This window comes from Shouchella lonarensis (assembly GCF_900096965.1).
In the GTDB taxonomy this organism is placed as follows: Bacteria; Bacillota; Bacilli; order Bacillales; family Bacillaceae_D; genus Shouchella; species Shouchella lonarensis.
Genome location: NZ_FMYM01000011.1, coordinates 1 through 22162 on the forward strand (window position 1 = coordinate 1; position 22162 = coordinate 22162).

Sequence of the window (22162 nt, forward strand, 5' to 3'; positions counted from 1 at the left end):
TGAGCCAGGATCAAACTCTCCATTAAAGTGTTTGATTTGCTCATTATGCACAAATTTCTTTGTGGCTTACATGTTGAGATCTATTGATCTCTTTTTACGCTTGGCTATTGTTTAGTTTTCAATGAGCTTGTGTCGCTGTTTGTTGGCGACTCTTAGTACTATACAGGACAGCTGAAGTTTCGTCAAGTACTTTTTGAAACTTTTTTTGGTGGGCCTGAGTGGACTCGAACCACCGACCTCACGCTTATCAGGCGTGCGCTCTAACCAGCTGAGCTACAGGCCCTTATTTAAGATACAAAAGACATAAAAAAAGAGCAAGCCACCGTACTAAGTATCATTGGAGCGGGTGATGGGAATCGAACCCACGACATCAGCTTGGAAGGCTGAGGTTTTACCACTAAACTACACCCGCATCTCTTTTTAAATCGGGAAGACAGGATTTGAACCTGCGACCCCTTGGTCCCAAACCAAGTGCTCTACCAAGCTGAGCTACTTCCCGTCTTTAAAATGGCGCGCCCGAGAGGAGTCGAACCCCTAACCTTCTGATCCGTAGTCAGACACTCTATCCAATTGAGCTACGGGCGCATACATTTAGACGTTTGTTTTAGTCACTTAGTAAGTGACGACACCTAGTAATATAACATATCTAAATGCATCGAGCAATACTTTTTCATTAAAAATGTTCCTTCTGTTGCTCTCACAATACAAACGGCCTTATTTTCTATATAATTATTAGGTGGACCAAACATACAACATTCCTATTGGAGATGATGTCATGCAAACCTCTTTATATAAAACAACGGTCGAAGAACAAGTAAACCATTATCTAAATCAATTTCCACATGAACACTCACATCTTGAGCCCTTCATTCCCTACGTAGAGATAGGCCATAAAGACATAGTCTCGCGCAAGACTTACCCTGGTCACATTACTGCCAGTGGGATTGTATTTACCAATGAAAGATTGCTCATGGTCTTTCACCCGACACTGCAAAAATGGCTCCAACCCGGTGGGCACGTTGACCTAGGCGAGAGCCCCCTACGCGCTGCACAAAGAGAAGTCGAAGAAGAAACAGGTATCCAGACAGCTTTACATTGTTGGCACAGGGAAAATCTTTGCCCTATAGATATTAATATTCACACAATCCCCTCTAATAAGGAGAAAGCAGAACCAACACACCTGCATTACGACTTCCGTTATTTGCTGACCAGTACAAATGAATCCGTCTCACCTATCGAGAGCGGCATAAAAACCGGCTGGCGAAACCTCCACTCTATCAAGGAAGAAAACTTGAGAAACGTCATTCAAAAGCTGGTCACACTATCATTGCTCAAAAAATAAACGCTATATCGAATGGCCCCCCTCACATGAGCAGAGGTGCCATTCATAAAACCAAATTTTCACACGTTCGTCTCCGCAAAACGCTTCAGTCGCTCACCAACCTCATCACGCACACGGCGGAAAACTTGCCACTTTTCTTCATCTGTCCCTTCCGCCGTTGCCGGGTCATCAAATCCCCAGTGAACATGTTTGACATGCGGCGGTATCACGGGACAATTATCTGCTGCGTGTCCGCACAACGTCACGACAAGCGCTGCTTTCCCCAACAAGTTTGGATCAATTTGATCTGACGTTTGTTCAGAAATATCCACACCAACTTCTTTCATTGCTCGTACAGCATTCGGGTTTAACCCATGTGCCTCAAGGCCTGCGCTATACACTTCCCAATCTTCACCTAAATGTTTTTTCGCCCACCCTTCTGCCATCTGGCTCCGACACGAATTCCCAGTACATAGGAAGTAAATCATTTTTTTTGCCATCATACCACTCTCCCTTTTTTCGATTATTAATGAATCACTAACAGCCACATATAAAGCCCAAGCAATGTAAAGAACAACACTGGAATCGTAATGACAATACCTGTCTTAAAGTACGTCCACCAAGAAATTTTCACCCCTTTTTGCGACAGTACATGTAACCATAACAATGTCGCTAAGGAGCCAATTGGTGTGATCTTCGGACCAAGATCCGAACCAATGACATTAGCATAAATGAGCGCCTCGCGTGTAAGGCCTGCTGTATCGGTCCCCGCAATCGCGATCGCATCAATCATGACAGTTGGCATGTTATTCATAATAGAAGATAGGAATGCCGCAATAAAACCCATACCCATTGTCGCTGCAAATACCCCTTGATCAGCGACCATTTGAATGACATCGGACAACACATCTGTCAAGCCAACGTTGCGTAATCCATACACAACGACATACATTCCCACCGAGAAAAAGACAATATTCCACGGCGCCCCAGCAAGAACCGTTTTCGTTTTCACCGCCGGGCTCCATCGCGCCGCAATGACAAAGATAATGGCAATCACGCCCGCTACAATGGAGACAGGTATATGCAAAAACTCACTAACTAAATACCCAACGAGTAACGCCGCTAACACGTACCAAGAAAACCGGAACATCCGCACATCTTTAATCGCTGCCTCCGGTGTTTTTAGTTGCGTACCATCATAACGCTTCGGGATCCGTTTTCTAAAATATAAATAGAGAACAAGAATACTTGATACAAGGGCAAAGAAATTAGGAATAATCATCCGCGAAGCATACTCAACAAAGCCAATTCCAAAAAAGTCCGCAGAAACAATGTTAACTAAGTTACTTACAACAAGCGGTAAAGAAGTGGTATCAGCAATAAATCCACTGGCGATGATAAACGGGAACACCATTTTCTCATCAAACTTAAGCGCCCGCACCATCGCGAGCACAATCGGTGTCAAAATTAACGCCGCCCCATCGTTTGCAAAAAAAGCAGCGACCAGCGATCCAAGCACACACACATAAATAAACATTAACACTGTATTGCCTTTCGCAATCCGCGTCATATGGAGCGCCGACCATTCAAAGAAGCCAATCTCATCTAAAATGAGTGAAATGACAATGACCGCGATAAACGTTAATGTCGCATTCCACACAATTCCAGTTACTTCAATGATATCAGTGAAATTGACCACACCGAGCAAGAGCGCAATGAGCGCACCCCCACAAGCAGACCAACCAATATTTAAATTTCGCGGTTGCCAAATAACAAACACAAGTGTGATTAAAAAAATCGCCGCCGCTAATATGACCTCTCCCAACTATCTTCTCCCCTTTCACTTATCTTGCTCCAAACAATCAGCAATCAGCCGATCGTTCATTTTCCAGCACTGCGCATAACGTTACATCATCAATTGCAATTTGTTCTAGCACCGCCATGGCCAATTCGTATTGTGGCGCCCGCTTATTTAATGTATAAAAACGCCACTGCCCCTTACGACTCTCAGTTAACAAGTGCATCTGTTTCAGTTTCGCGATATGTTGACTCACAGCCGGTTGGCTCATTTCAAACATCTCGACAAGCTGACAAACACAATACGCCTTTTTAGTCATCACTTTTAACATTAGTAAACGGGTGCGATCACTCAACACCTTTAAGCAAGCCGACAACTCATCTATTGTTGCATGTGATGATACAGTCATTACGCTCACCCCTTTCAATACTTATTATATAACCAATTTATTATATAAGTAAATAGTTATATATGGATTAACTTATTTATTTTCTTCAAAGAAGCACACCTCCAGCATCCCCTTGAAAAAAACCCCTATTATTTCGCATTTAATGACACATACTCCTCAACAAATCTTCGGGCCAACAGTTGTGCCGAATCATAATAAGGAAGAACACTCCGCTCCCGACAAAAAAATAAATCCGTACACCCACCAACGATCTCCGTCACTCCTATACACAAAAGCATTTCCTCTATTTCTTCCCATAAACAAACAACATCCTCACAAACCCCTTTTTGCTTCACTTGCCAAATTAAATTGTCCACACGTGTTTGGAGCTCCTCGTCTATAACAACCACTTTTCCTTTTGCCTTTAGCGCCGCTTCGTATAAACCGCTATCGACCGTGCTGCGCGTCGCTAATAACCCCACCGTTCCTGGTTGCTCAGGCATTGCAGCGACGGTTTCGGTAATCATATTTAAAAATGGATTCGGTGTCATCTTAGTAATTTGCGGATAAAAAAGGTGCGCCGTATTACATGGCATCGCCATCACAGCACAATCCGCCTTTACCAAACAACTTACACCGACTTCCAATGACTGGATCATGCCGTAATGATCAAGCGGTTTTTGTGGATGAAATGGTGTAGGTAAAGAATAAATTACAATATGAGGGAACTCTTCGTCCAACACCGCCCCGTATTGGCGCGTACATTCATCTAAGACAAGCTCAAGAAAAGGGGTGGTTGAACGCGGTCCCATCCCTGCCAAAATACCAAGTTTCGTTACTTTCTTATTGTCCATCTATGTTCAACTCCGTTCTTATACTTTACAAAGAGATTACAAACTCGGCTCAAATGCATTTAAAATTAGAGCAACAAATGTGTCACTATGTATAAAGGCGCGTCCGTCTCAATACAAGATACATTAAAGTATATGTAAGATATTTTGAATGGCAAGCTCGACACCACCGCAGTAGAAGAACTTCGATTTATAGGGAAGAGATAACAATGAACAAACCTACCATTATATTTTGCAATGGTAGGTTTTTGTCTGGACATGCTAGAGACGAATGACTTATCACTGTTGCATACGTCTCATCTTACCAACTGATACTCATGAATACGTCTCACCGTTTTAATCAAACTTTTCTCAACATATTCCGGAGGATATTGCTTATGGATATGTGCATACCCATGAGCTACAGCTTGACGCAGGAACCTTTCCGTAACAGAGTCTCGTTGGTGAGGGACAGTGTATAGTAAGTCAAACGGGGAGCGGATATAATCAACCGGACCATGATATCGGTCACGAAGCTCACAAGACTCTAAGCCGAAAACATGGTCGTAAGATAAGTATCTCCGGTATAACCGCCTTTTGTCTCTGTCCTTCGTTCCACCGGTACGATTTACGTACCTTTTTACATCCGACCGCCACATCGCTTTTATCTCCTCTAGAGTGGCAGTGGGTTTGACTTCCTTTGTGCTGACTTCTTGTGCACTTTGCACTGACGTTCCTGCAGCTTGTGAACCAGAAGGGGTGCCCAAGAGCAACGCTGAACCTACAGCAACGACAGCACATTTTAATGATAATTTCTTCAGTGAAAAGTGTTTCATGCCCAGTCTCCTTTATTAAGTAGTATGAATAAAAGCTAACATTTTATCTGCAAATGCAAATTTGTATGTTATTTGTAATCGTATCACAAAATATATCCTAAGTCGACAAAAAATAACCGAATCTTCAGAGCTAAAAAACCAACAGGTATGCAAGCGGGCTTTGAAATTGCCCACTCGCTCTTTTTAATAGCACTATCAACTCCGTGCCCGCTTCAAAAACGTCCGGTACCCGACCATACTTACAAGCAATCCAAGCCCAGCAGTCGCAATAAGCACAAGTACCGCAACACCGATCGTACCTAAATCCGGTGATGATACTGTTGTTGTCATCATACTTTGGTGTGTCCAATATTGCGGTGTAAACTTACCAATCACTCGGATCACATTTGGCAACAGTTCATACGGCATCCACAAGCCGCCCGCCAACGCGCCGCCCATCGCCACAATCTGAGTAATTAAAATGCCGGTATTTTCCGTCTTTGAAAACATGGCCACTGCCGCTCCCCAGATGGCAATCACAAGCGCCCACAATAATACCATCAACATATACAACAGCCAATTATGAATGGCCATACCGTATGCGAAGATACCAAGCGCTGCTAATATGACCAATTGCGCAGCGACAATCGCAAAGAACGGCAAACTCTTACCAATCACATAATTTGTAAGCGAGAGCGGCGTACTTGCCAACCGGGCGACAATGCCTTTGTCTCGATCTTTCACAAAGCTAGTCACAATCGAAATGATGATAAACACTGAGAAAAATACACTAAGCGCCATCACCATATGCCCAGCGAGCGCTTCTTTTGGTTCATCCCCCAAAAAGATATTCATAAACAAAACAATCATCACAATCGGTAAAACGAGTGTAAAAAAGAAGAGCGCTTTATCCTGCAACTGTTTTTTCATCTCCACGCGCGCAAGTGCCCACATTACTCGTCACCCCCTTCACTATCTCGTAAATCAGTGCCTGTCAATGAGAAGAAAATATCTTCCAAGCGCGCTTCTACTAGCCCAAGCTGCGTCGGACTAATCTTTTCTTCTTGACAGCGCATGCTGAGCTGCTTCAATGTCTCAAGTGGCTCCTCTGCATGCACGAGCCAACCACCGTCTTTTTCTTCCACCCGCTCCACCAATTCAAACCAATCGCGCACAACACCTTCACCCTTTATAAACACCGCCGACTGCGCGTAACGTCGCAACAACGCATCAATTGAACCTTGTTCGACGATTTTGCCCCGATCAATAAACGCAACATCATCACACAACGACTCAACTTCCTCCATGTGATGACTTGTATAAATAATCGTTGTTCCCTGCCGTTTGAGTTGCTCGACCAGCAGAAAAATATGCCTGCGCGATTGCGGATCAACACCAACGGTCGGTTCGTCCATAATGACAAACTCCGGTTCGTGTAAAAGCGCGCAACCAATGTTCAAGCGTCGTTTCATGCCCCCGGAAAACGTATTTACTTTGTCAGTGGCGCGCTCCTTTAAACCAATCGCCGCTAGCACCGCTTCAATCCTTCCTGCAAGATGAGCACCCGTAAGCCCATAAATCTTCCCAAAGAAGCGCAAATTATCGAATGCCGTTAACGTTTCCTCTAAGCTAATTTCTTGCGGAACATAACCAAGACTCCCAGGAACGATAAACTTCCCTTCATACTCTCTGATCACACCCGCTAAGATTTTCATTAATGTTGACTTCCCAGAACCATTCGGGCCAATCAGTCCATAACACACACCTGCTGGCACATGCAACTCAACTTTATTTAATGCTTGTTTTGAACCATAATGTTTGCTGACATCTTCCACTCGGATCACTTGTCACCCTCTCCTTCATGAAAAATTTCTCCGTATAGCACAGCTTCTAGCGTCGCAATGTATTCCCTATACGCCTCTCTCCCTTCCTCAGTGACAGAAACATACGTTTTCGGTTTTCGTCCTAAAAACGTCTTCTTCGTTATAATGTACTGCGCCTCTTCTAACTTTTGAATATGTGCACCTAGGTTACCGTCGGTCAACCTTAATTTCTCTTTCAACATCGTAAAGTCGCAATACTCATACGTCATCACCATACTCATAATACCGAGTCGCGCTTTCGCATGGATTAAATCATTAATACTACCAAGACCATCCTTACGCATGACTTTTCCCTTTATGTCTCAGAAATAATCCAACGACAATAAAACTCCCGCCACCGATCACACCGAAAATAAGCGGCATTGCCTTAAAAAGTAATGTTGCAGTAACCACCGCAAGTACAAGTAACCACATACCCATAAAGAAGATTTCACGCCCGAGCACAACAGCGAGCAACAAGTACATCATTGCCACAAGCAACACTGCATATAAGGAAAGAAGTGAGAAAGACAGCGCCAGCGCGCCAAAAGCCACCAAGAAAGCAAAAACTGCCACAATCGAAAACCACGCCGTCCACACGAATCGCATCTGTATAACAAGTAAGCGCGGAAACAACGGCCGCCGCTGCCGTTCCCATGGTGCAATAAATGATACAACCCAACCACTAATGCTTAGACCGGTCCATATCATGCCGCTGACCGGTTGGGATATAGGGAATAACGCTGGTAAAGTAAAAGCGATCAGCCAAATAATCCCCCACAGTAAGAAATACGGACTAATGTGATACCCATACTGCCTTTTTTCAGCCGTTACTGTCCGAATATGCGCTAATTGTTCCAGCGCTTCTGCATGAGACAATACAGATTGTTCTTTGTTCATCTCCATCACTCCTTAAGTAGAGTACTTTATATTACAGAGTATATGACGTACGAATACGAAATGTCAACTTTTTTTGTTTATTTCATAAAAAAAATTTTGGCATACAGCGCTCGCCAGAGACGGCGAGTCTTCTATCGAGCCAAGAGATTGTTGAAAAAGTCCCATTTTGGCTGATGGATAGCAAAAACCGCCACCAGTAACACAGGCATGAGTCACACCCCCCTCCCACAAAAAAGAGCACCCATTTTGTCATGAGTACCCTAATCTATCTTACTATAGTGCGGTTGAGAGGACTCGAACCTCCACGGGATTTAACTCCCACTAGGCCCTCAACCTAGCGCGTCTGCCATTCCGCCACAACCGCATATTGTATTTTTAATTGGTGCGGGTGAAGGGACTTGAACCCCCACGTCATAAAGACACTAGATCCTAAGTCTAGCGCGTCTGCCAATTCCGCCACACCCGCTTCGTGTGGATATTCTTTTAAATCATGGCGGTCCGGACGGGACTCGAACCCGCGACCTCCTGCGTGACAGGCAGGCATTCTAACCAACTGAACTACCGGACCATAAAAAAGAGTGGAGGATGACGGGATCGAACCGCCGACCCCCTGCTTGTAAGGCAGGTGCTCTCCCAGCTGAGCTAATCCTCCAATTTATATGTTAGTGGTAAGAAATGTGCTCTTACCAATAAATTTTTTAAAGATGACCCGTACGGGATTCGAACCCGTGTTACCGCCGTGAAAGGGCGGTGTCTTAACCGCTTGACCAACGGGCCATAAAATGGCGGAGAAGGAGGGAGTGGAGCTCACTCTTCCAATCTCTTTCATATCAAGGCTTTTCTCTTGCCGACTTCTATACTATACCAAAATCGCACCAAAAAAGTCAATAGAAACTTTTCCGTTCCAAAAGACTTTTTTCAGTTGGGGGTTAGATGGGCAAATTCTTACGTAACAATAGGGGTTCATGATTTCCGTTTTGCTAATAAACAGGAAGAAAAGCGCTATCAATCTCCCGTCCGCAAAATTGTCATATCTACAAATGCAATCACCACTTCTGGACAAGCCGTGCTTATATTGGTTGTGTAAATGCTTTTGCGAGAAAGAAGCAGAGGTTTTGGACTCATCTTTAAAAAACGGAAATACACGATCGTGTGGGGTGCGCCCGAGATGGGCAATAAGTATTGCGTAAATAGGTAAACGCTACTCTAAGGAAACCGGAGTAATGTCAACAACCTTATCTGGAATCGAAAGTGAACAGGGAGTGTAGCATGGTTGTAAAGGCGTAAGTCAATCTAGTTGGAAAGATTGCGACTGAACGTCGAGACATAAAGGATTGTACGAGGATAAAGGATGACACTCCTGAAGTCCGAGCGCGAGCGGTGCCAGATCGAACGATTAGGAAAGCCAACTGAAACCTAATACAAACTCTACTTTAACATCACATCCGCAGGTGTTGAAGGAAAATCCGTTCCTAATTGATCAAACTAGGTAATGGTAGTTTCCACTAAAAGAGTTTGAGCACTTACGGATGTAAGAAAAGCGTAAAAGGACTATCCGACAACAATCTACCTATACTTATTGTGCTAACCGGGGATTACCTAAGTGGAAACGCCAAAAGGCTATGGGTATCGATCCTGAATATTCCATATGGTAACGGAGTTCTCGTAGTAGTCGGAGATGGGGAAAGCCCATTACATGGCGAAGGAGAACAGTTTACAGAGATTAAACGATGTTTGGAAGGAGCGAAAAGCTTCGTGCAAAATCCAGAAGTAGTATTAATCAACCTATCGAGACAAGCTCACAAGAAAGATTATGTGCATGACAGATTGTATAGAATTCTGTACAACCCACAAATGTATATCAAGGCGTTTAGCAACATCTACAAGAATGACGGGAGCGCAACTGCGGGAGTGGATGGACAAACAGCAAGCAATTTCAGTGAAGAAAATACCACAAAGGTTATCAGCGCACTGAAAGACGAATGCTATCAACCAGCGCCCGCAAGAAGAGTCTACATCCCTAAGAAGAATGGGAAAAAGAGACCTCTAGGGATTCCGGCATTCTATGACAGGATAGTTCAAGAAGTATGTCGCATGATACTAGAAGCGATATACGAACCCAATTTCCATTATAGTTCTCATGGCTTCCGACCCAATAAAAGTTGTCACACAGCATTAAAGCAGATTGAACGTGCCCTCACGGGAGTAAATTGGTTCGTTGAGGGAGATATCAAAGGCTTCTTTGACAACATTGACCATCACGTCATGATCAATCTACTTAGAAAAAGGATCCAAGACGAGAAGTTCATACGGTTGATGTGGAAATTCCTGAAAGCTGGTTATACGGAGGACTTCCGATATAACAAGACTTTCTCCGGCACGCCGCAGGGTGGAATCATTAGTCCTATTCTCGCAAACGTTTACCTGAACGAACTAGACAGATACGTAAACGACTGTCTAAAGAAGGAATTTGACTTGGGAAGTCCAAAGAAACAAAAGGTAAACCCCGAGTACAAGAGACTAGATGGCAAACTACAAAGAACCAAGAAGAAGATTACTACATGCGAAGATACCGAGAACAGGCAACAGCTCATTGAGAAGTACAAGATAATAAGGAAAGAAAAGCTGGGCACGCAGGTATACTCTGATTCTACGGACTATAAAAGTCTCAGATACGCTCGATATGCTGACGATTTTATCATTGGGGTACATGGTAGCAAAGAGGATTGCCAAGAAGTCAAAACTAAGGTTAAAAATTTCTTGAGCGGAAAATTGAAACTTGAACTATCAGAAGAAAAGACACTCATTACACACAGTTCCAAACCAGCACGCTTCTTAGGGTACGACGTTACTGTTAATAAATCTAACAGCGTCTCTAAAGACATAAACGGGGTCAAAAGAAGAAGCCATAGAGGAAGAATACGCCTAATGGTACCTAAAGAATCCATAGAATCGTTCATAACCAATAAAAAGTGGGTCGAGGACTTGAACTCTGAAAACCGGAAACCCAAACATAGACCCTTTCTGACGAACTTGCGGGACCTAGAAATCGTGAACACCTACAACGCAGAGATTAGAGGAATGTATAACTACTATAGGTTGGCAGAAAATGTATCTGCCAAAATGGGGCAACTACATTATGTAATGGAATACAGTTGTCTTAAAACTTTAGCAAACAAGCATAAATCCTCTGTAGCGAAGATAAAGAACAAGTATCGCCACGAAAATGGTTGGGGAATATGGTATAAGAATAAGTCTGGGAAAGCCTTCTGCTATTTTTATAACCAAGGATTCAAGAGGAACAGAACGGTAGCAAAGGCAGACCCTGATTCAATCCCAAGCACCCAAAAGTACATGGGTCGGACGGAACTGGAAGCACGTATTAGTGCTAGAAAATGTGAATGGTGTGGAAAAGAAGATGTACCGTTCGAGATACATCATGTTAAACGCCTAAAAGACCTAAAAGGGAAAGAACCGTGGGAACAAAAAATGATTGCAAGACAACGTAAAACACTGGTTTTGTGTCGTGACTGTCATAGAAAGATTGCACATGGTGGAAAGAAAGCACAAAAACGATAGGAATTCTGTAAATGGAGAGCCGTATACATTGAGAGGTGTACGTACGGTTCGGGAGGAGGCTATTGGAAACCTAATCATGGAAACATGACAAGGCGCTGATAGCCCACCTCACTGTTTAAGAATGGAATTGTGCTATAAAAATGATTGAAGGCGACAGGGAATATATCCCAGTCGCCTCTTATTGGTGCTATCTTACCTAAATTAAATTTTAGTCAGTTTATTACCATTAATTTTCACAACCTCATCACACAACACGGATATATCTTCCTTTATGTGACTGGTAATAACAATGGTCTTCCCTTCTTCTCGAGAAGAACGTAATACTTCTCTAACTTTTTCAACACTATCCTCATCCAGAGCATTAAAAGGTTCATCCAAAATGAGTACTTGTTGATCTTCCATGATGGCTTGTGCAATCGCCAACTTTTGTTTCATCCCTAATGAATAATGCTTAACTTTTTGTGATGTATAAGGATCCAATCCTACTTTAACCATTGATTCCCTAATATCCGTATCAGTGATATTGTTATTAATAAGTGACAGATCTTTTAAATTTTCAAAACCAGTCCGATGAGGTAAATAACCTGGGCCGTCAATAATTATACCCACAGATTCGGGGAATCTGTTTTTTTTCGTGCCTACTTCTTCACCTGCAACAAAGATTTTACCCTGATCTGGGAAAATAAATCCGCATATCATTTTAAATAAAACTGATTTACCAGATCCATTTGGACCGACAACACCGTAAATTTTGCCTTTATGAAACTCATAATCGATGGATTCAAACAACGTTAAACCACCAAACGATTTGCAAACACCGTCCAACTTAATCATTTCCATCACTCCTCATTTTCATCTTCAAGGATTAAAATCACTTTTCGTAGTCACATAGATTAGTATCGCCATGATCCCGATTATACACAACAATAGTATTAGCGTGACTTGAAATAATGGAACGCCATCAATTAAGTACCCCATACTATTTAATCCAACCGGAATAATATTCCCGGGATTCATTCCAGGAAACATACTTACAGATAATACAAAAAGCGTAAGGAAGCCGTAAAACATTTCCTTACTTATCCACATAATAAAAAAGGAAAGCAGACTATACAGTAGTAACTGTAAAAATCCATTCACAAAAAAATGATAGATGATAGACACTATCTCTACATCTAATTGAGAACTATAGGAAAAGCTTCCATTAGAAGTATAAATGTAATAACCTACTGTGATCACCAGAAACAAACAAACTAAAAAAAGAACAGACATACGCATCACTTTTTTCAATAACAACCATAGCCAAACATATACAGACCTAAATCGTAAAATCTTGTAGTAACCAAGTGATGTTACTTCTCGTTGCAACAAGAGCTGAATGAAGTAAATGAACCCATAATTCATTACAATATAAACTAAAAAAGAAAGCAAATCAAAACCGTTTTTCGAAGAGCCATATAAGACTTTTACGAATCCTTCTGGCAAAGAATGAACCTCTTCCCTTCCTAGTAGAATGATTATGGTAAAACATATACACACACTGTAGACGATTGATTTCATTACCAGTTGCTCGGATGATATCTTTTTTAATCCCTTCATTCACTGTTCCTTTCTTCTCGATATAAATATAATAGCATCATAATAGATCTTCCACCTTTTTTATTTTTAAAATTCATATCGAGAGTTTCACACAAACCCAAAGCGATTATGAAAAATATCATACCAACTAAAAAGACAGCCCATAAATTCCCGAAGGACAAATAGCTTTGGGATAAACTCCAATAATTTGATATGCTATACTCAGCAGGAAACCATTTGAATGAAACGATAAACATTACCCAATAAGAAATCGCTACCACGCTCACTATAAATAATTTATATGTGAACAAATAAATCCAAGTTAAGAAAAGATGTATTGTGACACCTGAAAGAAAGAGTAACAGCACATGAAAAATGATAGCAATGAGTGGATGGTTAATCCCTTGAGCTAGTATCATCGAGTGTTCTTCTCCTTGTATAAGTGCGAAATCACTCCATCCCAAACCAGAAGGTACACCTATCATTAATACTATCATTACCGCTACTAAACAGCCAACCAACAGAATAATTCTTAAAAAAAATAAGCGTAGCGTTGAAATAATCCACTTTTTATAAGAGCGCATCCGAACTAACACATTATAATTGAATTCACTGTTAGTTGATCTCAAGGACAGCCATAGCAACCACAGCAAAATAAAAGACCACAGGTAAGGATTGTTCATCACATGGATAACCAGATCCCATTTATTTAAAGTTGCTCCATAAGAAATAGATTCTTCAAACAAGCTCAGCCTTATCGAAAATCCATATAAGAGAACCCCCAAAATAACCAATATCCACTGCACAGCGGATTCCTTTTCTATGAAGCGCCTTATTTTAAACCTATAATCATTCATAGCCGGAGTTAACCTTCTTTCTTAACTTAATATAAAGTCCGGTAATAATGACGCAGAGTACACCGAAAGGAACTAAGACGGTCCACAATGGATGTTGAGATGTTGAAAACGGAAAAATAGTTAGTCCTGTGGAGAATTGTTCATAATCTAGTAATTGAGTAACGAACATTCCCATGAAGTAATAAATAAATGGGGTTGTGAGTGCTGTTAAAGGTTTTTGGGTTATCATTAATAATAATAATCCAAACGTAGCATATAATGCCCCGTTCAATCCAACCCACATGGAATATAAAATTCCATAGGTTAAATCACCAAAAGGGAGAAACTGTTCAAACGTGGTGTATGGGATCGGATTTCCCATAGCATCCTCCAAAGCGATGAAACCAAAAATTGGTTCAACATACATAATAAATATAAACGGGACAAAAACCATTCCAAAAGCAATAAAAAAGGCACACAATACATTTGTGGTCAATTTTGCATTAAAATATTTATGTAAGGTAATTCTTGCACCAACATAAGTTAAAAAATTATATTTTTGTTCCCCCACAAAACGAATCGGGTAAACCAACATCATTAGAAGCGGAAAGAGCAATGGTACAAAATCAGAATTGACTCTCAAAAACACCTCTAACTGCCGGTAGAAGACGTAATTATCCTTGATTAACATGAACTTAATTACTGGTAACAATAACATGACCAGTATCCAAATGACCAATTGGGATGTAGAGGAAGTTTTTCTTAATTCTATGTTCACTTGAGACATGTATTGAGACCCTCCAAATCTAAGATATAGAAGCAAACAGATCGATACTCGATCCGTTTGCTTTATGTTTTTAAATGAAGTATAGGTTTAAAATGTGGTTAGTCCACGGGCATCAGTTGCTTCTCCATGATCCTTTCATTGATGAAGCAACCACCGTTAGTAAATCACTGCTCACATGAACTCGCGTAGCATCATTCTTTGAAATCTCATTATGAAGGTCATACGTGCCTGTCGTTGAAACCCTAACCCACTTCCCAGTGCCACCTTTTGCTGAATACGCGCGAGCATCTACGTGTTTACCAAGAGTGGTTACTTTCAAATTTGCACTCTTACCTGCGTTAGACTTCGTTTGCGCACTTGTTTTGACACTTCCGTTCATTTTAGGTACAGTGAGGCTGTAATTCTCATACTTCGTGCCTGCAGACGCAAAACCTCCTGCAGTAAGTAAAGCTACAGCAGTTAAAGCCGATAATACTTTTTTCATTGCTAACATCCTCCTAAATATCGTATGTGGTATTGGTAACACTATCTTAAAAAGTATTACTCTGAAATACTAACATATTTTTCAAATGAATGGAATGGGTTGCCAATATATAAGTTATTTCAGTATAAACAAATATTTCATTAGATGTGTGTGAACCCCACTCATCCATTTGGTCAACGTCCCGTATGATGAACAACTCATCACTCAGGGCGCTTTCTCTGTTCCCATAAGCACTTCAAGAACACCCACTCCCAGCATGATCTCCATACTAAATCACACCAAAAAGTTTTCAAAACCTATCGTTTTTGGTATGATTCTCTCCAACATAAAAACCTCCAAAAACATTGATATATCAACGTTTTTGGAGGTTTTATCTGTACCTATCTGATACTCTGAACGGAGAAGGAGGGATTTGAACCCTCGCGCCGCTCACGCGACCTACTCCCTTAGCAGGGGAGCCCCTTCAGCCACTTGGGTACTTCTCCATATGGCTCCACAGGTAGGACTCGAACCTACGACCGATCGGTTAACAGCCGATAGCTCTACCACTGAGCTACTGTGGAATATGTAGAAACAAAGAACGTCTCTTTTAGCGACTATTATAATATAGCATAGCAAAACCGAGAGTGCAACACTTTTTTTGAAGAAAATGTTGCACCTCCACTTTAAAAAATTAGTCCATCAAAATTATAATAAATACAACTGCCCACGACATTTCCCACACACATACTTCTCCGTGTCGAAACGTCGCTTACGCTGGTATATATGACCGCATCGGCAACATTGGTATCGGTGGACTGGCTGTTCAGGCTCAGTAGACAGACAAAACCGCGGGGCACCTACTTCTCGTGATAATAAGCGAAAATCTTTATCGCGGTGTTGATACCCTTTTCCTTGCAAATGCAAATGATAATGACAGAGTTCATGCTTAATAATCCCTTCCAACGTCTCTAAGCCAAACTTCTCATACTGTTTTATGTTAAACTCGATTGCATGACTTTTTAACAAGTAGCGTCCACCTGTTGTACGTAAGCGCCGGTTAAAACGGGCCTCATGTAAAAATGGGCGGCCAAACACTGTTAATGAAATGCGCTCCACCAACCGTTGCAACTCCTGATCCGTCATATTTATTCACCTCTACAAAAACAACCGCACAAAGACAAACTGCCCGACATATACTACTGCAAAACAGCAAAGGAGCGCCTCAGATGCCTAATTGGTTAAAGAAACAACTGCGAAAAGCGTTTGCTGAGAAAAATCGTCATCAATTAATTGTTCTCAATCAGTGCTGGTTTTATTATCACACAACGAATGAAGAACCACACCCCGGCGCCTGCCACTACGACTAAACATTTGCCCCATCAGGCGCCTTCATTGTCAAACTCACACGCCCTTTTTGCTTGTCAACACCTTCGACCCAGACAGTCACAATGTCACCAATGGACACGACATCTAATGGATGCTTCACGAACCGATTAGTCAGCTTTGAAATATGAACAAGCCCATCTTGCTTTACACCGATATCAACAAAAGCACCGAAATCTACAACATTTCGCACCGTTCCTTGCAAGGACATCCCTTCCTCTAGGTCCTCTAACGAGAGCACGTCTTGCTTCAATTGGGGTGCACTTACTTCATCACGTGGATCTCGTCCTGGACGAATGAGTGAATCAACGATATCTTGCAACGTTAACAAACCGACACCGATTTTCTCGGCTAATTCTTTTAACGACAAACTTTCTAAACGCTCTTTTAACACCGTTGTACCAATGTCCTTGGCTGTTGAACCCGTCAACGCTAACAGTGACTCAGCGTGATTGTAACTTTCGGGATGGATGGCTGTCGCATCGAGCGCATGACGTCCAGATGGAATCCGCAAAAATCCGATACATTGCTCGTATGTCTTTGCACCTAAACGAGGGACTTTTTTTAACGCTGTACGAGAAGAAAAGGAACCTCCCTCTTCACGCATACGCACAATATTTGTCGCTTGCGTTTTATTTAAACCTGCCACATACTGCAACAACGCTACAGAAGCAGTGTTGACATTCACACCTACACGGTTGACGACTGTCTCAACGACAAATCGGAGCGAGTCATTTAACTGCTTTTGTGACACATCATGCTGATACTGACCCACACCAACCGACTTTGGGTCAATTTTCACTAACTCAGCCAGCGGGTCTTGCAGACGTCGCGCGATTGAAATGGCGCTGCGTTGCTCAACTGATAAAGACGGAAATTCATCCTGCGCCAGCGGAGACGCTGAATAAACACTTGCGCCCGCTTCATTCACAATGACATAGTAAATGGCCTCATCGAGTTGTTTTAATGCGTCTGCAACAAACTGCTCCGTCTCTCTCGAAGCCGTTCCATTTCCAATCGCAATCATTTTGACGCCGTACTGCCTCACTAAACGCGTAAGCATCGCCACTGCTTCTGTTGTCTTATGGTGTGGCGCTGTTGGATAAAATACACCTACTTCCAATGACTTCCCCGTCTCATCCACGACCGCCCATTTACAACCGGTTCGAAAAGCAGGATCAATTCCAAGAACGATACGCCCTTTCATCGGTGGCTGCAATAACAATTGCTGCAAGTTTTTCGCAAACACGCGCATCGCTTGTTCTTCCGCCTTTTCCGTTAACATCGTCCGTGTCTCTCGTTCCAACGATGGCTCCAGCAGACGCGCATAACCATCCTCAATTGCCACTTCGACCAGTGGAATAACTGGAGAAGTACGCGCACCTATGTACATCCGCTTCATTTCTGCCAGTAATCTTTCTTTAGGAAAACGCACCCGAACGTTTAACACACCGTCCTTTTCACCCCGATTCAATGCCAATATTCGGTGCGGCACGATGTTACTTACTGCTTCATGATATTCATAATACATTGCATAAGTACCTTTTTCATCGAGCTCACCATTTGCCTTTTTTGCTGCTTCGATCGTTGCTTGTCTCTGCCCGAGATCACGCAACCGGGCACGTACTTGGGGAGATTCTGCGGCTTGCTCAGCAATAATATCACGCACACCAGCCCATACCTTTTCAAGACTGTCCAATCCTTTTTCGATAGCTATGTATTCATTCGCTGCTGCTGAAAGATCATCTACACGCGGAAAGGTTAAAATTTGCGTCGCTAACGGCTCGAGTCCTTGCTCTTTCGCAATGGTCGCTCGCGTACGCCGCTTCTTCTTATAAGGGAGATATAAGTCTTCCACTTGTTGCAGTTTCTCTGCCTTCAAAATGCTTTGCTTTAAATCAGTCGTCAGTTTTCCTTGCTCGTCCACTAAGCGTAGTACTTCTTCTTTACGTTGCTGCAACTGAACCGCATATGCGTAACGGTCTTCAATCTCTTTTATTTGCCGATCGTCGAGTCCTCCTGTTTGTTCCTTACGATAACGGGCGATAAATGGCACCGTATTGCCTTCTTCTAACAGCGCCACAACTTTCCTCACTTGCCGTTCAGAAATACCGATCTCACTCGCTAGTTGATCAAATAATGTTTCCATCACGATTATCAACCTCCTTCATTTTTAATTATACGCAGAAAAGACACTGAAAGAAACCAAAAGAAATAGCAGGTTGAAACTGAATACTCATATACTTAAAAAGGCCTAAAACCATCACTGGCTCCAGACCTATCATCATTTATGTTATGTTATATCTTATAATGCCGTGCGACGAACGCGAGAAATTAACTTCACTGCAAAGCCAAGCAATACAGCCATTGTACCGGCCACAGCATACATACCTGTATCTGTTGCTGTATTAGGTAATTTCTTACCTTCTTTTGCCTTCACTTCTGTTTTTGGCTTTGTATTTTTCTTGACCTCTTTTTTTCCATCTGAAGTCTTCTTGACTTCTTGCTTATTAGCTTCTTGTTTGTTAGCTTCTTTTTTTGAAACCTTCGCCACTGCTGGTGTTGTAGATTTCTCACCAGAAGCGTTATTTATGCTCTTAGTTTTTGTGACAATTTGTTCTTCACCATTTTCCAAATCACACTCACCGAAGTACATGTCATATTCTTCTTCAGAAAGACTGTTAAGCCACTCTTCTAAGAGTACATCAATCATCTCATCTTCAAGGTCAGGACCAAAGAAGACGACTTCACACTCTCCATCCGCATGAACAACATCAAAAATAAAATCTTCACCAAAAATAAGCTCGCTTAATTCTTTAACCTTTTCTGGTTCTGGATTCACTTCTTCTTTAGACTGATCTTCTTTGCTGTCTTCTTTTTGAGACTCATTCTTTACCTCTTCAGAAGTCTTTTCTTCAGTCTTTGTTTCTTCTTCATTCTTTACTTTTTCTTCAACCTTTGGTTCCTCGTCTTTCTTCACATCTTTATCGGCTTCGACACCTTTGTTGTCGTCGTTGTTTTCTTTAACAACTTCGCCTTCTTTTGTTTCATCTTTCTCACCTTTTGCTAGTACCTCGTCTTTCTTTTCCAACACATCTTCTTTTGTCAGCACGTTAACTACTTTCTCAACTGATTTCACTTCATCAATTGCATCTGTTGTCGCACCAAACGCTGTTCCTGCTGCAGGTACAGAAACAGCCACTGTTGCCGCGAGCGTCAAAGCTGTCATGCGTTTCACAAAATTAGTGCGACGGCGCTTGTTTCGCTGCATCTTTTCTTTGTAATCGAATTGACCCTTCATTCGTCTTCCACCATCCTTGGACATTTTATGGGATCTTCCAATCCCGGTATTGATCATAGCATGTCCTGATAGGAAGCACAACAAAAAAGGCTCCTATTCTCTAAAAATGAGCCTATAGACCTATTTTTTTGCATACTTATCCCTTAATATGTAAAATTATCTTTTTAAGAGAAAAAATGGCGCGTCAACCACTATTATCCAATTAACAAACATGATGAATTAAAAATCGACTAAACCTAAACTGATTGTCAAAGCTTTATCAACAGACGCCATCATCTCATCGTCTAAGTTCGTAATTTTGTCTGTTAATCGTTGTTTATCGATCGTACGGACTTGCTCAAGCAAAATGACCGAATCTCGGTCAAAACCATATTTACGTGCATTAATTTCAACATGTGTCGGTAATTTTGCTTTTTGTATTTTTGCCGTAATCGCAGCGACAATCACTGTTGGACTAAAGCGATTCCCGATATTATTTTGGATAATCAATACAGGTCGAATGCCACCTTGTTCTGAACCGACAACAGGTGACAAGTCGGCAAAATAAACATCTCCTCTTTTAACTATCAAAACTACACCCCACTAACGAGACGTGTCAGCGTGTGGTCCGCTTCCTCCTCAGCCAGAAAGGCTTCTGATGCAATATTCAAGTTGATCTTCGCCATTTCCATATAACCTTGTTGCATCGACTCGCGTATGTCATATTTAGCTTCTAGTCGCGCTTGACGTCTCGCGTGAGCAGCTAGCTTTTTGGCATCATCCCAGTTTTGTTGTTCCAACACAGCGTCCACCTCATCTTCGTCATCAGTTACAGAGCACACATGTATCCCTAATGAATCAATCGTCTCACATCATTTTACAACATTTCACGTTGTTTTTCACACATGTTACACCGTTTATCATATCATTCTTGCCCCGTTTTGAAAAGCCCTTTTTCATATTTAATTTGAATCTCGACGTCAAATGTACATTCACATAGACTCTTACTTGTTCGTCATTTTTTCCTTAAATAAAAATTTTATGCATGACCTTTAAGAAAGAACGTCTCCGCCTTTTAAATATATGCGTGGAATACGCGCACCCAACAAGCACGGGACTTCATAATTAATTGTCCCTAAACGCTTTGCCACCTCATCCATAGAAATATATGCTTCTTTACTACCACCAATTAACGTCACTTCTGTCCCTACCGACATACGGTAAGGGAGTGAAACCATACATTGGTCCATACAAATACGCCCTAGAAATGGCGCTTCTTTACCATCTACAAGCACATAGCTTCCATCAACGCTGTTGTTTCTAAGCCATCCGTCACCGTAACCGATAGGGACTGTTCCAACAATCGTTTTTTCAGTCGCTCGATAAGTCGCACCGTAACTGACTGCCTCTCCAGCAGTAATTTCTTTGACAAAACTTAGTTTTGCTTTTAGAGAAAGTGCTGGATTTAACTGGAAAGGTAATTCATCCTTCATCTCGGGTGAGGGGACTAAACCGTACATAGCGATCCCAAACCGAACCATTGAAAACATGTCGTCCGGAAACCTCAATGCGGCAGCACTGTTGCCACAATGAACATACGGCACCGATAAACCCGCTTTTTGCATTTGCGCTAAAAACGTTCGAAACCGCTGCATTTGTAACTGAAAATACCTCGTATCTTGTTCATCCGCTGTAGCAAAATGCGTAAACACACCTTCAAGCATCATCCCCTCAGCATGTTGAATGTCTTCCATAATTGCGATCATCTCTTGCGATGTTCGCACACCTAAACGTCCCATCCCTGTATCAACTTTTACATGCATCCGCAATGGTTCGACTGGATCTTCCCCGTCCATATATTGTTCAGCCTCTCTGAGCCATTCCCGTTCACAAACAGTGACAGCGATCCGGTGTTCTCTAGCAATGCACACGTCTTCAGCACGAATCTTACCCATCACGAAAATTGGCGCCTCAATTCCTTGCTCTCGCAATGACAACGCTTCATCAAGCAAGGCCACTGCCACATGCGTTGCTCCTGCCTCAAGTGCTGTTTTAGCCACCGCAAATGCGCCGTGTCCATAACCATTTGCTTTTACAACTGCCATCACCTTCACAGGACGTGATTGTTGTTTATACAGCGATAAAAGCGAACGCACATTGGTTGCGATCGCATCTAAGTCCACTTCAATCCATGTATCTCTATAATACAAGGGTTTCTTTTTCACGATTTTCTCCCCCAACATCCCTCTCCTATCCTTACTATTATAAAAGCAGTAAAAAAAATTGTCGAGGAAATTGTGTTAAATGTTGATGATATCCACTAATTCCCATGTAATAAC

General features: G+C 42.0%; 22 protein-coding genes, 11 tRNA genes and 1 pseudogene. 3 read left to right on the forward strand and 31 right to left on the reverse strand.

All coding sequences use genetic code 11. The features are described 5' to 3' along the window. Window positions 1–206 precede the first annotated feature (206 nt). The 4 genes from BLT29_RS11175 to BLT29_RS11190 form a co-directional block, all read right to left on the reverse strand. Window positions 207–283, reverse strand: a tRNA-Ile gene (locus tag BLT29_RS11175). Between the two features lie 55 nt (window positions 284–338). Further along, a tRNA-Gly gene (locus BLT29_RS11180) sits at window positions 339–412 on the reverse strand. Window positions 413–425: 13 nt separating this feature from the next. Continuing rightward, a tRNA-Pro gene (locus tag BLT29_RS11185) sits at window positions 426–499 on the reverse strand. Window positions 500–508: 9 nt separating this feature from the next. Next, window positions 509–585 (reverse strand) — tRNA-Arg (locus tag BLT29_RS11190). A gap of 190 nt (window positions 586–775) precedes the next feature. Here BLT29_RS11190 and BLT29_RS11195 point away from each other — a divergent pair. Then, the gene (locus tag BLT29_RS11195) at window positions 776–1342 is read left to right on the forward strand and encodes an NUDIX hydrolase (RefSeq protein ID WP_090776417.1); all 567 of its coding nucleotides are present in this window, start codon (window positions 776–778) and stop codon (window positions 1340–1342) included. 59 nt (window positions 1343–1401) lie between these two features. Here the strand turns inward: BLT29_RS11195 and arsC are convergent, their stop codons facing one another. The 14 genes from arsC to BLT29_RS11265 all read right to left on the reverse strand — a co-directional run bounded on the left by arsC (window position 1402) and on the right by BLT29_RS11265 (window position 8691). Next, window positions 1402–1821 (reverse strand): arsenate reductase (thioredoxin), encoded by a 420-nt coding sequence (gene arsC / locus BLT29_RS11200; RefSeq protein ID WP_176763903.1) that lies wholly within the window; start codon window positions 1819–1821, stop codon window positions 1402–1404. Window positions 1822–1847: 26 nt separating this feature from the next. Beyond that, on the reverse strand, window positions 1848–3146 hold the full coding sequence (locus BLT29_RS11205; protein WP_090776419.1) for an arsenic transporter: 1299 nt from the start codon (window positions 3144–3146) through the stop codon (window positions 1848–1850). Window positions 3147–3183: 37 nt separating this feature from the next. Further along, window positions 3184–3528 carry an ArsR/SmtB family transcription factor gene (locus tag BLT29_RS11210; RefSeq protein WP_090776420.1) on the reverse strand — a complete coding sequence of 115 codons (345 nt, stop codon included), beginning with the start codon at window positions 3526–3528 and terminating at the stop codon, window positions 3184–3186. Between the two features lie 128 nt (window positions 3529–3656). Then, window positions 3657–4361, reverse strand: coding sequence for an aspartate/glutamate racemase family protein (locus tag BLT29_RS11215; RefSeq protein ID WP_090776421.1), 705 nt, complete (start codon window positions 4359–4361; stop codon window positions 3657–3659). 293 nt (window positions 4362–4654) lie between these two features. After that, window positions 4655–5173: a hypothetical protein gene (locus BLT29_RS11220; RefSeq protein ID WP_090776422.1), complete on the reverse strand. Its 519-nt coding sequence runs from the start codon at window positions 5171–5173 to the stop codon at window positions 4655–4657. Between the two features lie 195 nt (window positions 5174–5368). Then, window positions 5369–6106: an ABC transporter permease gene (locus tag BLT29_RS11225; protein ID WP_090776423.1), complete on the reverse strand. Its 738-nt coding sequence runs from the start codon at window positions 6104–6106 to the stop codon at window positions 5369–5371. After that, on the reverse strand, window positions 6106–6996 hold the full coding sequence (locus BLT29_RS11230) for an ABC transporter ATP-binding protein (RefSeq protein ID WP_090776424.1): 891 nt from the start codon (window positions 6994–6996) through the stop codon (window positions 6106–6108). The genes BLT29_RS11225 and BLT29_RS11230 overlap by 1 nt, the downstream gene beginning before the upstream one ends. Continuing rightward, the gene (locus BLT29_RS11235; protein WP_090776425.1) at window positions 6993–7319 is read right to left on the reverse strand and encodes a winged helix-turn-helix domain-containing protein; all 327 of its coding nucleotides are present in this window, start codon (window positions 7317–7319) and stop codon (window positions 6993–6995) included. Before BLT29_RS11235 ends, BLT29_RS11230 begins: the two co-directional genes overlap by 4 nt. Continuing rightward, the gene (locus BLT29_RS11240) at window positions 7312–7914 is read right to left on the reverse strand and encodes a hypothetical protein (protein ID WP_090776426.1); all 603 of its coding nucleotides are present in this window, start codon (window positions 7912–7914) and stop codon (window positions 7312–7314) included. The genes BLT29_RS11235 and BLT29_RS11240 overlap by 8 nt, the downstream gene beginning before the upstream one ends. 279 nt (window positions 7915–8193) lie before the next feature. After that, a tRNA-Leu gene (locus BLT29_RS11245) sits at window positions 8194–8278 on the reverse strand. 16 nt (window positions 8279–8294) lie between these two features. Continuing rightward, a tRNA-Leu gene (locus BLT29_RS11250) sits at window positions 8295–8380 on the reverse strand. Window positions 8381–8405: 25 nt separating this feature from the next. Next, window positions 8406–8482 (reverse strand) — tRNA-Asp (locus BLT29_RS11255). Between the two features lie 11 nt (window positions 8483–8493). After that, window positions 8494–8566: transfer RNA gene (locus BLT29_RS11260), tRNA-Val, on the reverse strand. 53 nt (window positions 8567–8619) lie between these two features. Continuing rightward, a tRNA-Glu gene (locus BLT29_RS11265) sits at window positions 8620–8691 on the reverse strand. A 978-nt stretch (window positions 8692–9669) separates the two neighbouring features. Between BLT29_RS11265 and ltrA the strand changes: the two genes are divergently transcribed. After that, window positions 9670–11493: a group II intron reverse transcriptase/maturase gene (gene ltrA / locus BLT29_RS11270; protein WP_090776481.1), complete on the forward strand. Its 1824-nt coding sequence runs from the start codon at window positions 9670–9672 to the stop codon at window positions 11491–11493. A gap of 201 nt (window positions 11494–11694) precedes the next feature. Here the strand turns inward: ltrA and BLT29_RS11275 are convergent, their stop codons facing one another. The 8 genes from BLT29_RS11275 to BLT29_RS11310 form a co-directional block, all read right to left on the reverse strand. Beyond that, entirely contained in the window at window positions 11695–12333 is a 639-nt protein-coding gene (locus tag BLT29_RS11275) for an ABC transporter ATP-binding protein (protein ID WP_090776427.1), read from the reverse strand. Window positions 12334–12351: 18 nt separating this feature from the next. Further along, on the reverse strand, window positions 12352–12978 hold the full coding sequence (locus tag BLT29_RS13510) for a hypothetical protein (protein ID WP_218124008.1): 627 nt from the start codon (window positions 12976–12978) through the stop codon (window positions 12352–12354). A gap of 110 nt (window positions 12979–13088) precedes the next feature. Further along, window positions 13089–13928: a hypothetical protein gene (locus tag BLT29_RS11285; RefSeq protein WP_090776429.1), complete on the reverse strand. Its 840-nt coding sequence runs from the start codon at window positions 13926–13928 to the stop codon at window positions 13089–13091. Next, window positions 13921–14694, reverse strand: a complete 774-nt coding sequence (locus BLT29_RS11290) for an ABC transporter permease (RefSeq protein ID WP_090776430.1) — start codon at window positions 14692–14694, stop codon at window positions 13921–13923. The genes BLT29_RS11285 and BLT29_RS11290 overlap by 8 nt, the downstream gene beginning before the upstream one ends. A 112-nt stretch (window positions 14695–14806) precedes the next feature. Then, on the reverse strand, window positions 14807–15178 hold the full coding sequence (locus tag BLT29_RS11295) for a hypothetical protein (protein WP_090776431.1): 372 nt from the start codon (window positions 15176–15178) through the stop codon (window positions 14807–14809). Between the two features lie 397 nt (window positions 15179–15575). Further along, a tRNA-Ser gene (locus tag BLT29_RS11300) sits at window positions 15576–15663 on the reverse strand. 3 nt (window positions 15664–15666) lie between these two features. Beyond that, window positions 15667–15741 (reverse strand) — tRNA-Asn (locus tag BLT29_RS11305). A 124-nt stretch (window positions 15742–15865) separates the two neighbouring features. Beyond that, on the reverse strand, window positions 15866–16303 hold the full coding sequence (locus tag BLT29_RS11310; protein ID WP_090776432.1) for a SprT family protein: 438 nt from the start codon (window positions 16301–16303) through the stop codon (window positions 15866–15868). A gap of 83 nt (window positions 16304–16386) precedes the next feature. Between BLT29_RS11310 and cmpA the strand changes: the two genes are divergently transcribed. Further along, entirely contained in the window at window positions 16387–16527 is a 141-nt protein-coding gene (gene cmpA / locus BLT29_RS11315) for a cortex morphogenetic protein CmpA (protein ID WP_090776433.1), read from the forward strand. Here the strand turns inward: cmpA and BLT29_RS11320 are convergent. The 5 genes and pseudogenes from BLT29_RS11320 to alr form a co-directional block, all read right to left on the reverse strand. Beyond that, complete coding sequence (locus BLT29_RS11320) at window positions 16524–18692, reverse strand: Tex family protein (protein ID WP_090776482.1); 2169 nt, start codon at window positions 18690–18692, stop codon at window positions 16524–16526. The genes cmpA and BLT29_RS11320 overlap by 4 nt on opposite strands. A gap of 156 nt (window positions 18693–18848) precedes the next feature. Next, window positions 18849–19844, reverse strand: coding sequence for a hypothetical protein (locus tag BLT29_RS11325; protein ID WP_090776434.1), 996 nt, complete (start codon window positions 19842–19844; stop codon window positions 18849–18851). Window positions 19845–20063: 219 nt separating this feature from the next. Then, window positions 20064–20414: a type II toxin-antitoxin system PemK/MazF family toxin gene (locus tag BLT29_RS11330; protein WP_090776435.1), complete on the reverse strand. Its 351-nt coding sequence runs from the start codon at window positions 20412–20414 to the stop codon at window positions 20064–20066. A gap of 2 nt (window positions 20415–20416) precedes the next feature. Further along, window positions 20417–20551: pseudogene (locus tag BLT29_RS14075) on the reverse strand (antitoxin); the annotation flags it as partial. Between the two features lie 324 nt (window positions 20552–20875). Further along, window positions 20876–22048, reverse strand: a complete 1173-nt coding sequence (gene alr, locus BLT29_RS11340; RefSeq protein ID WP_367576296.1) for an alanine racemase — start codon at window positions 22046–22048, stop codon at window positions 20876–20878. Window positions 22049–22162: the final 114 nt, after the last annotated feature.

Bases quoted from the DNA above. Each gene is read 5' to 3' on its own strand.
- BLT29_RS11275 (WP_090776427.1), bottom strand. From the start codon at position 12,333: ATGGAAATGATTAAGTTGGACGGTGTTTGCAAATCGTTTGGTGGTTTA.
- BLT29_RS11320 (WP_090776482.1), bottom strand. From the start codon at position 18,692: ATGGAAACATTATTTGATCAACTAGCGAGTGAGATCGGTATTTCTGAA.
- BLT29_RS11220 (WP_090776422.1), bottom strand. From the start codon at position 5,173: ATGAAACACTTTTCACTGAAGAAATTATCATTAAAATGTGCTGTCGTT.
- arsC (WP_176763903.1), bottom strand. From the start codon at position 1,821: ATGGCAAAAAAAATGATTTACTTCCTATGTACTGGGAATTCGTGTCGG.
- BLT29_RS11235 (WP_090776425.1), bottom strand. From the start codon at position 7,319: ATGCGTAAGGATGGTCTTGGTAGTATTAATGATTTAATCCATGCGAAA.
- cmpA (WP_090776433.1), top strand. From the start codon at position 16,387: ATGCCTAATTGGTTAAAGAAACAACTGCGAAAAGCGTTTGCTGAGAAA.
- BLT29_RS11210 (WP_090776420.1), bottom strand. From the start codon at position 3,528: ATGACTGTATCATCACATGCAACAATAGATGAGTTGTCGGCTTGCTTA.
- BLT29_RS11225 (WP_090776423.1), bottom strand. From the start codon at position 6,106: ATGTGGGCACTTGCGCGCGTGGAGATGAAAAAACAGTTGCAGGATAAA.
- BLT29_RS11285 (WP_090776429.1), bottom strand. From the start codon at position 13,928: ATGAATGATTATAGGTTTAAAATAAGGCGCTTCATAGAAAAGGAATCC.
- BLT29_RS11295 (WP_090776431.1), bottom strand. From the start codon at position 15,178: ATGAAAAAAGTATTATCGGCTTTAACTGCTGTAGCTTTACTTACTGCA.
- BLT29_RS11195 (WP_090776417.1), top strand. From the start codon at position 776: ATGCAAACCTCTTTATATAAAACAACGGTCGAAGAACAAGTAAACCAT.
- BLT29_RS11325 (WP_090776434.1), bottom strand. From the start codon at position 19,844: ATGAAGGGTCAATTCGATTACAAAGAAAAGATGCAGCGAAACAAGCGC.
- BLT29_RS11215 (WP_090776421.1), bottom strand. From the start codon at position 4,361: ATGGACAATAAGAAAGTAACGAAACTTGGTATTTTGGCAGGGATGGGA.
- BLT29_RS11310 (WP_090776432.1), bottom strand. From the start codon at position 16,303: ATGACGGATCAGGAGTTGCAACGGTTGGTGGAGCGCATTTCATTAACA.
- BLT29_RS11240 (WP_090776426.1), bottom strand. From the start codon at position 7,914: ATGAACAAAGAACAATCTGTATTGTCTCATGCAGAAGCGCTGGAACAA.
- BLT29_RS11290 (WP_090776430.1), bottom strand. From the start codon at position 14,694: ATGTCTCAAGTGAACATAGAATTAAGAAAAACTTCCTCTACATCCCAA.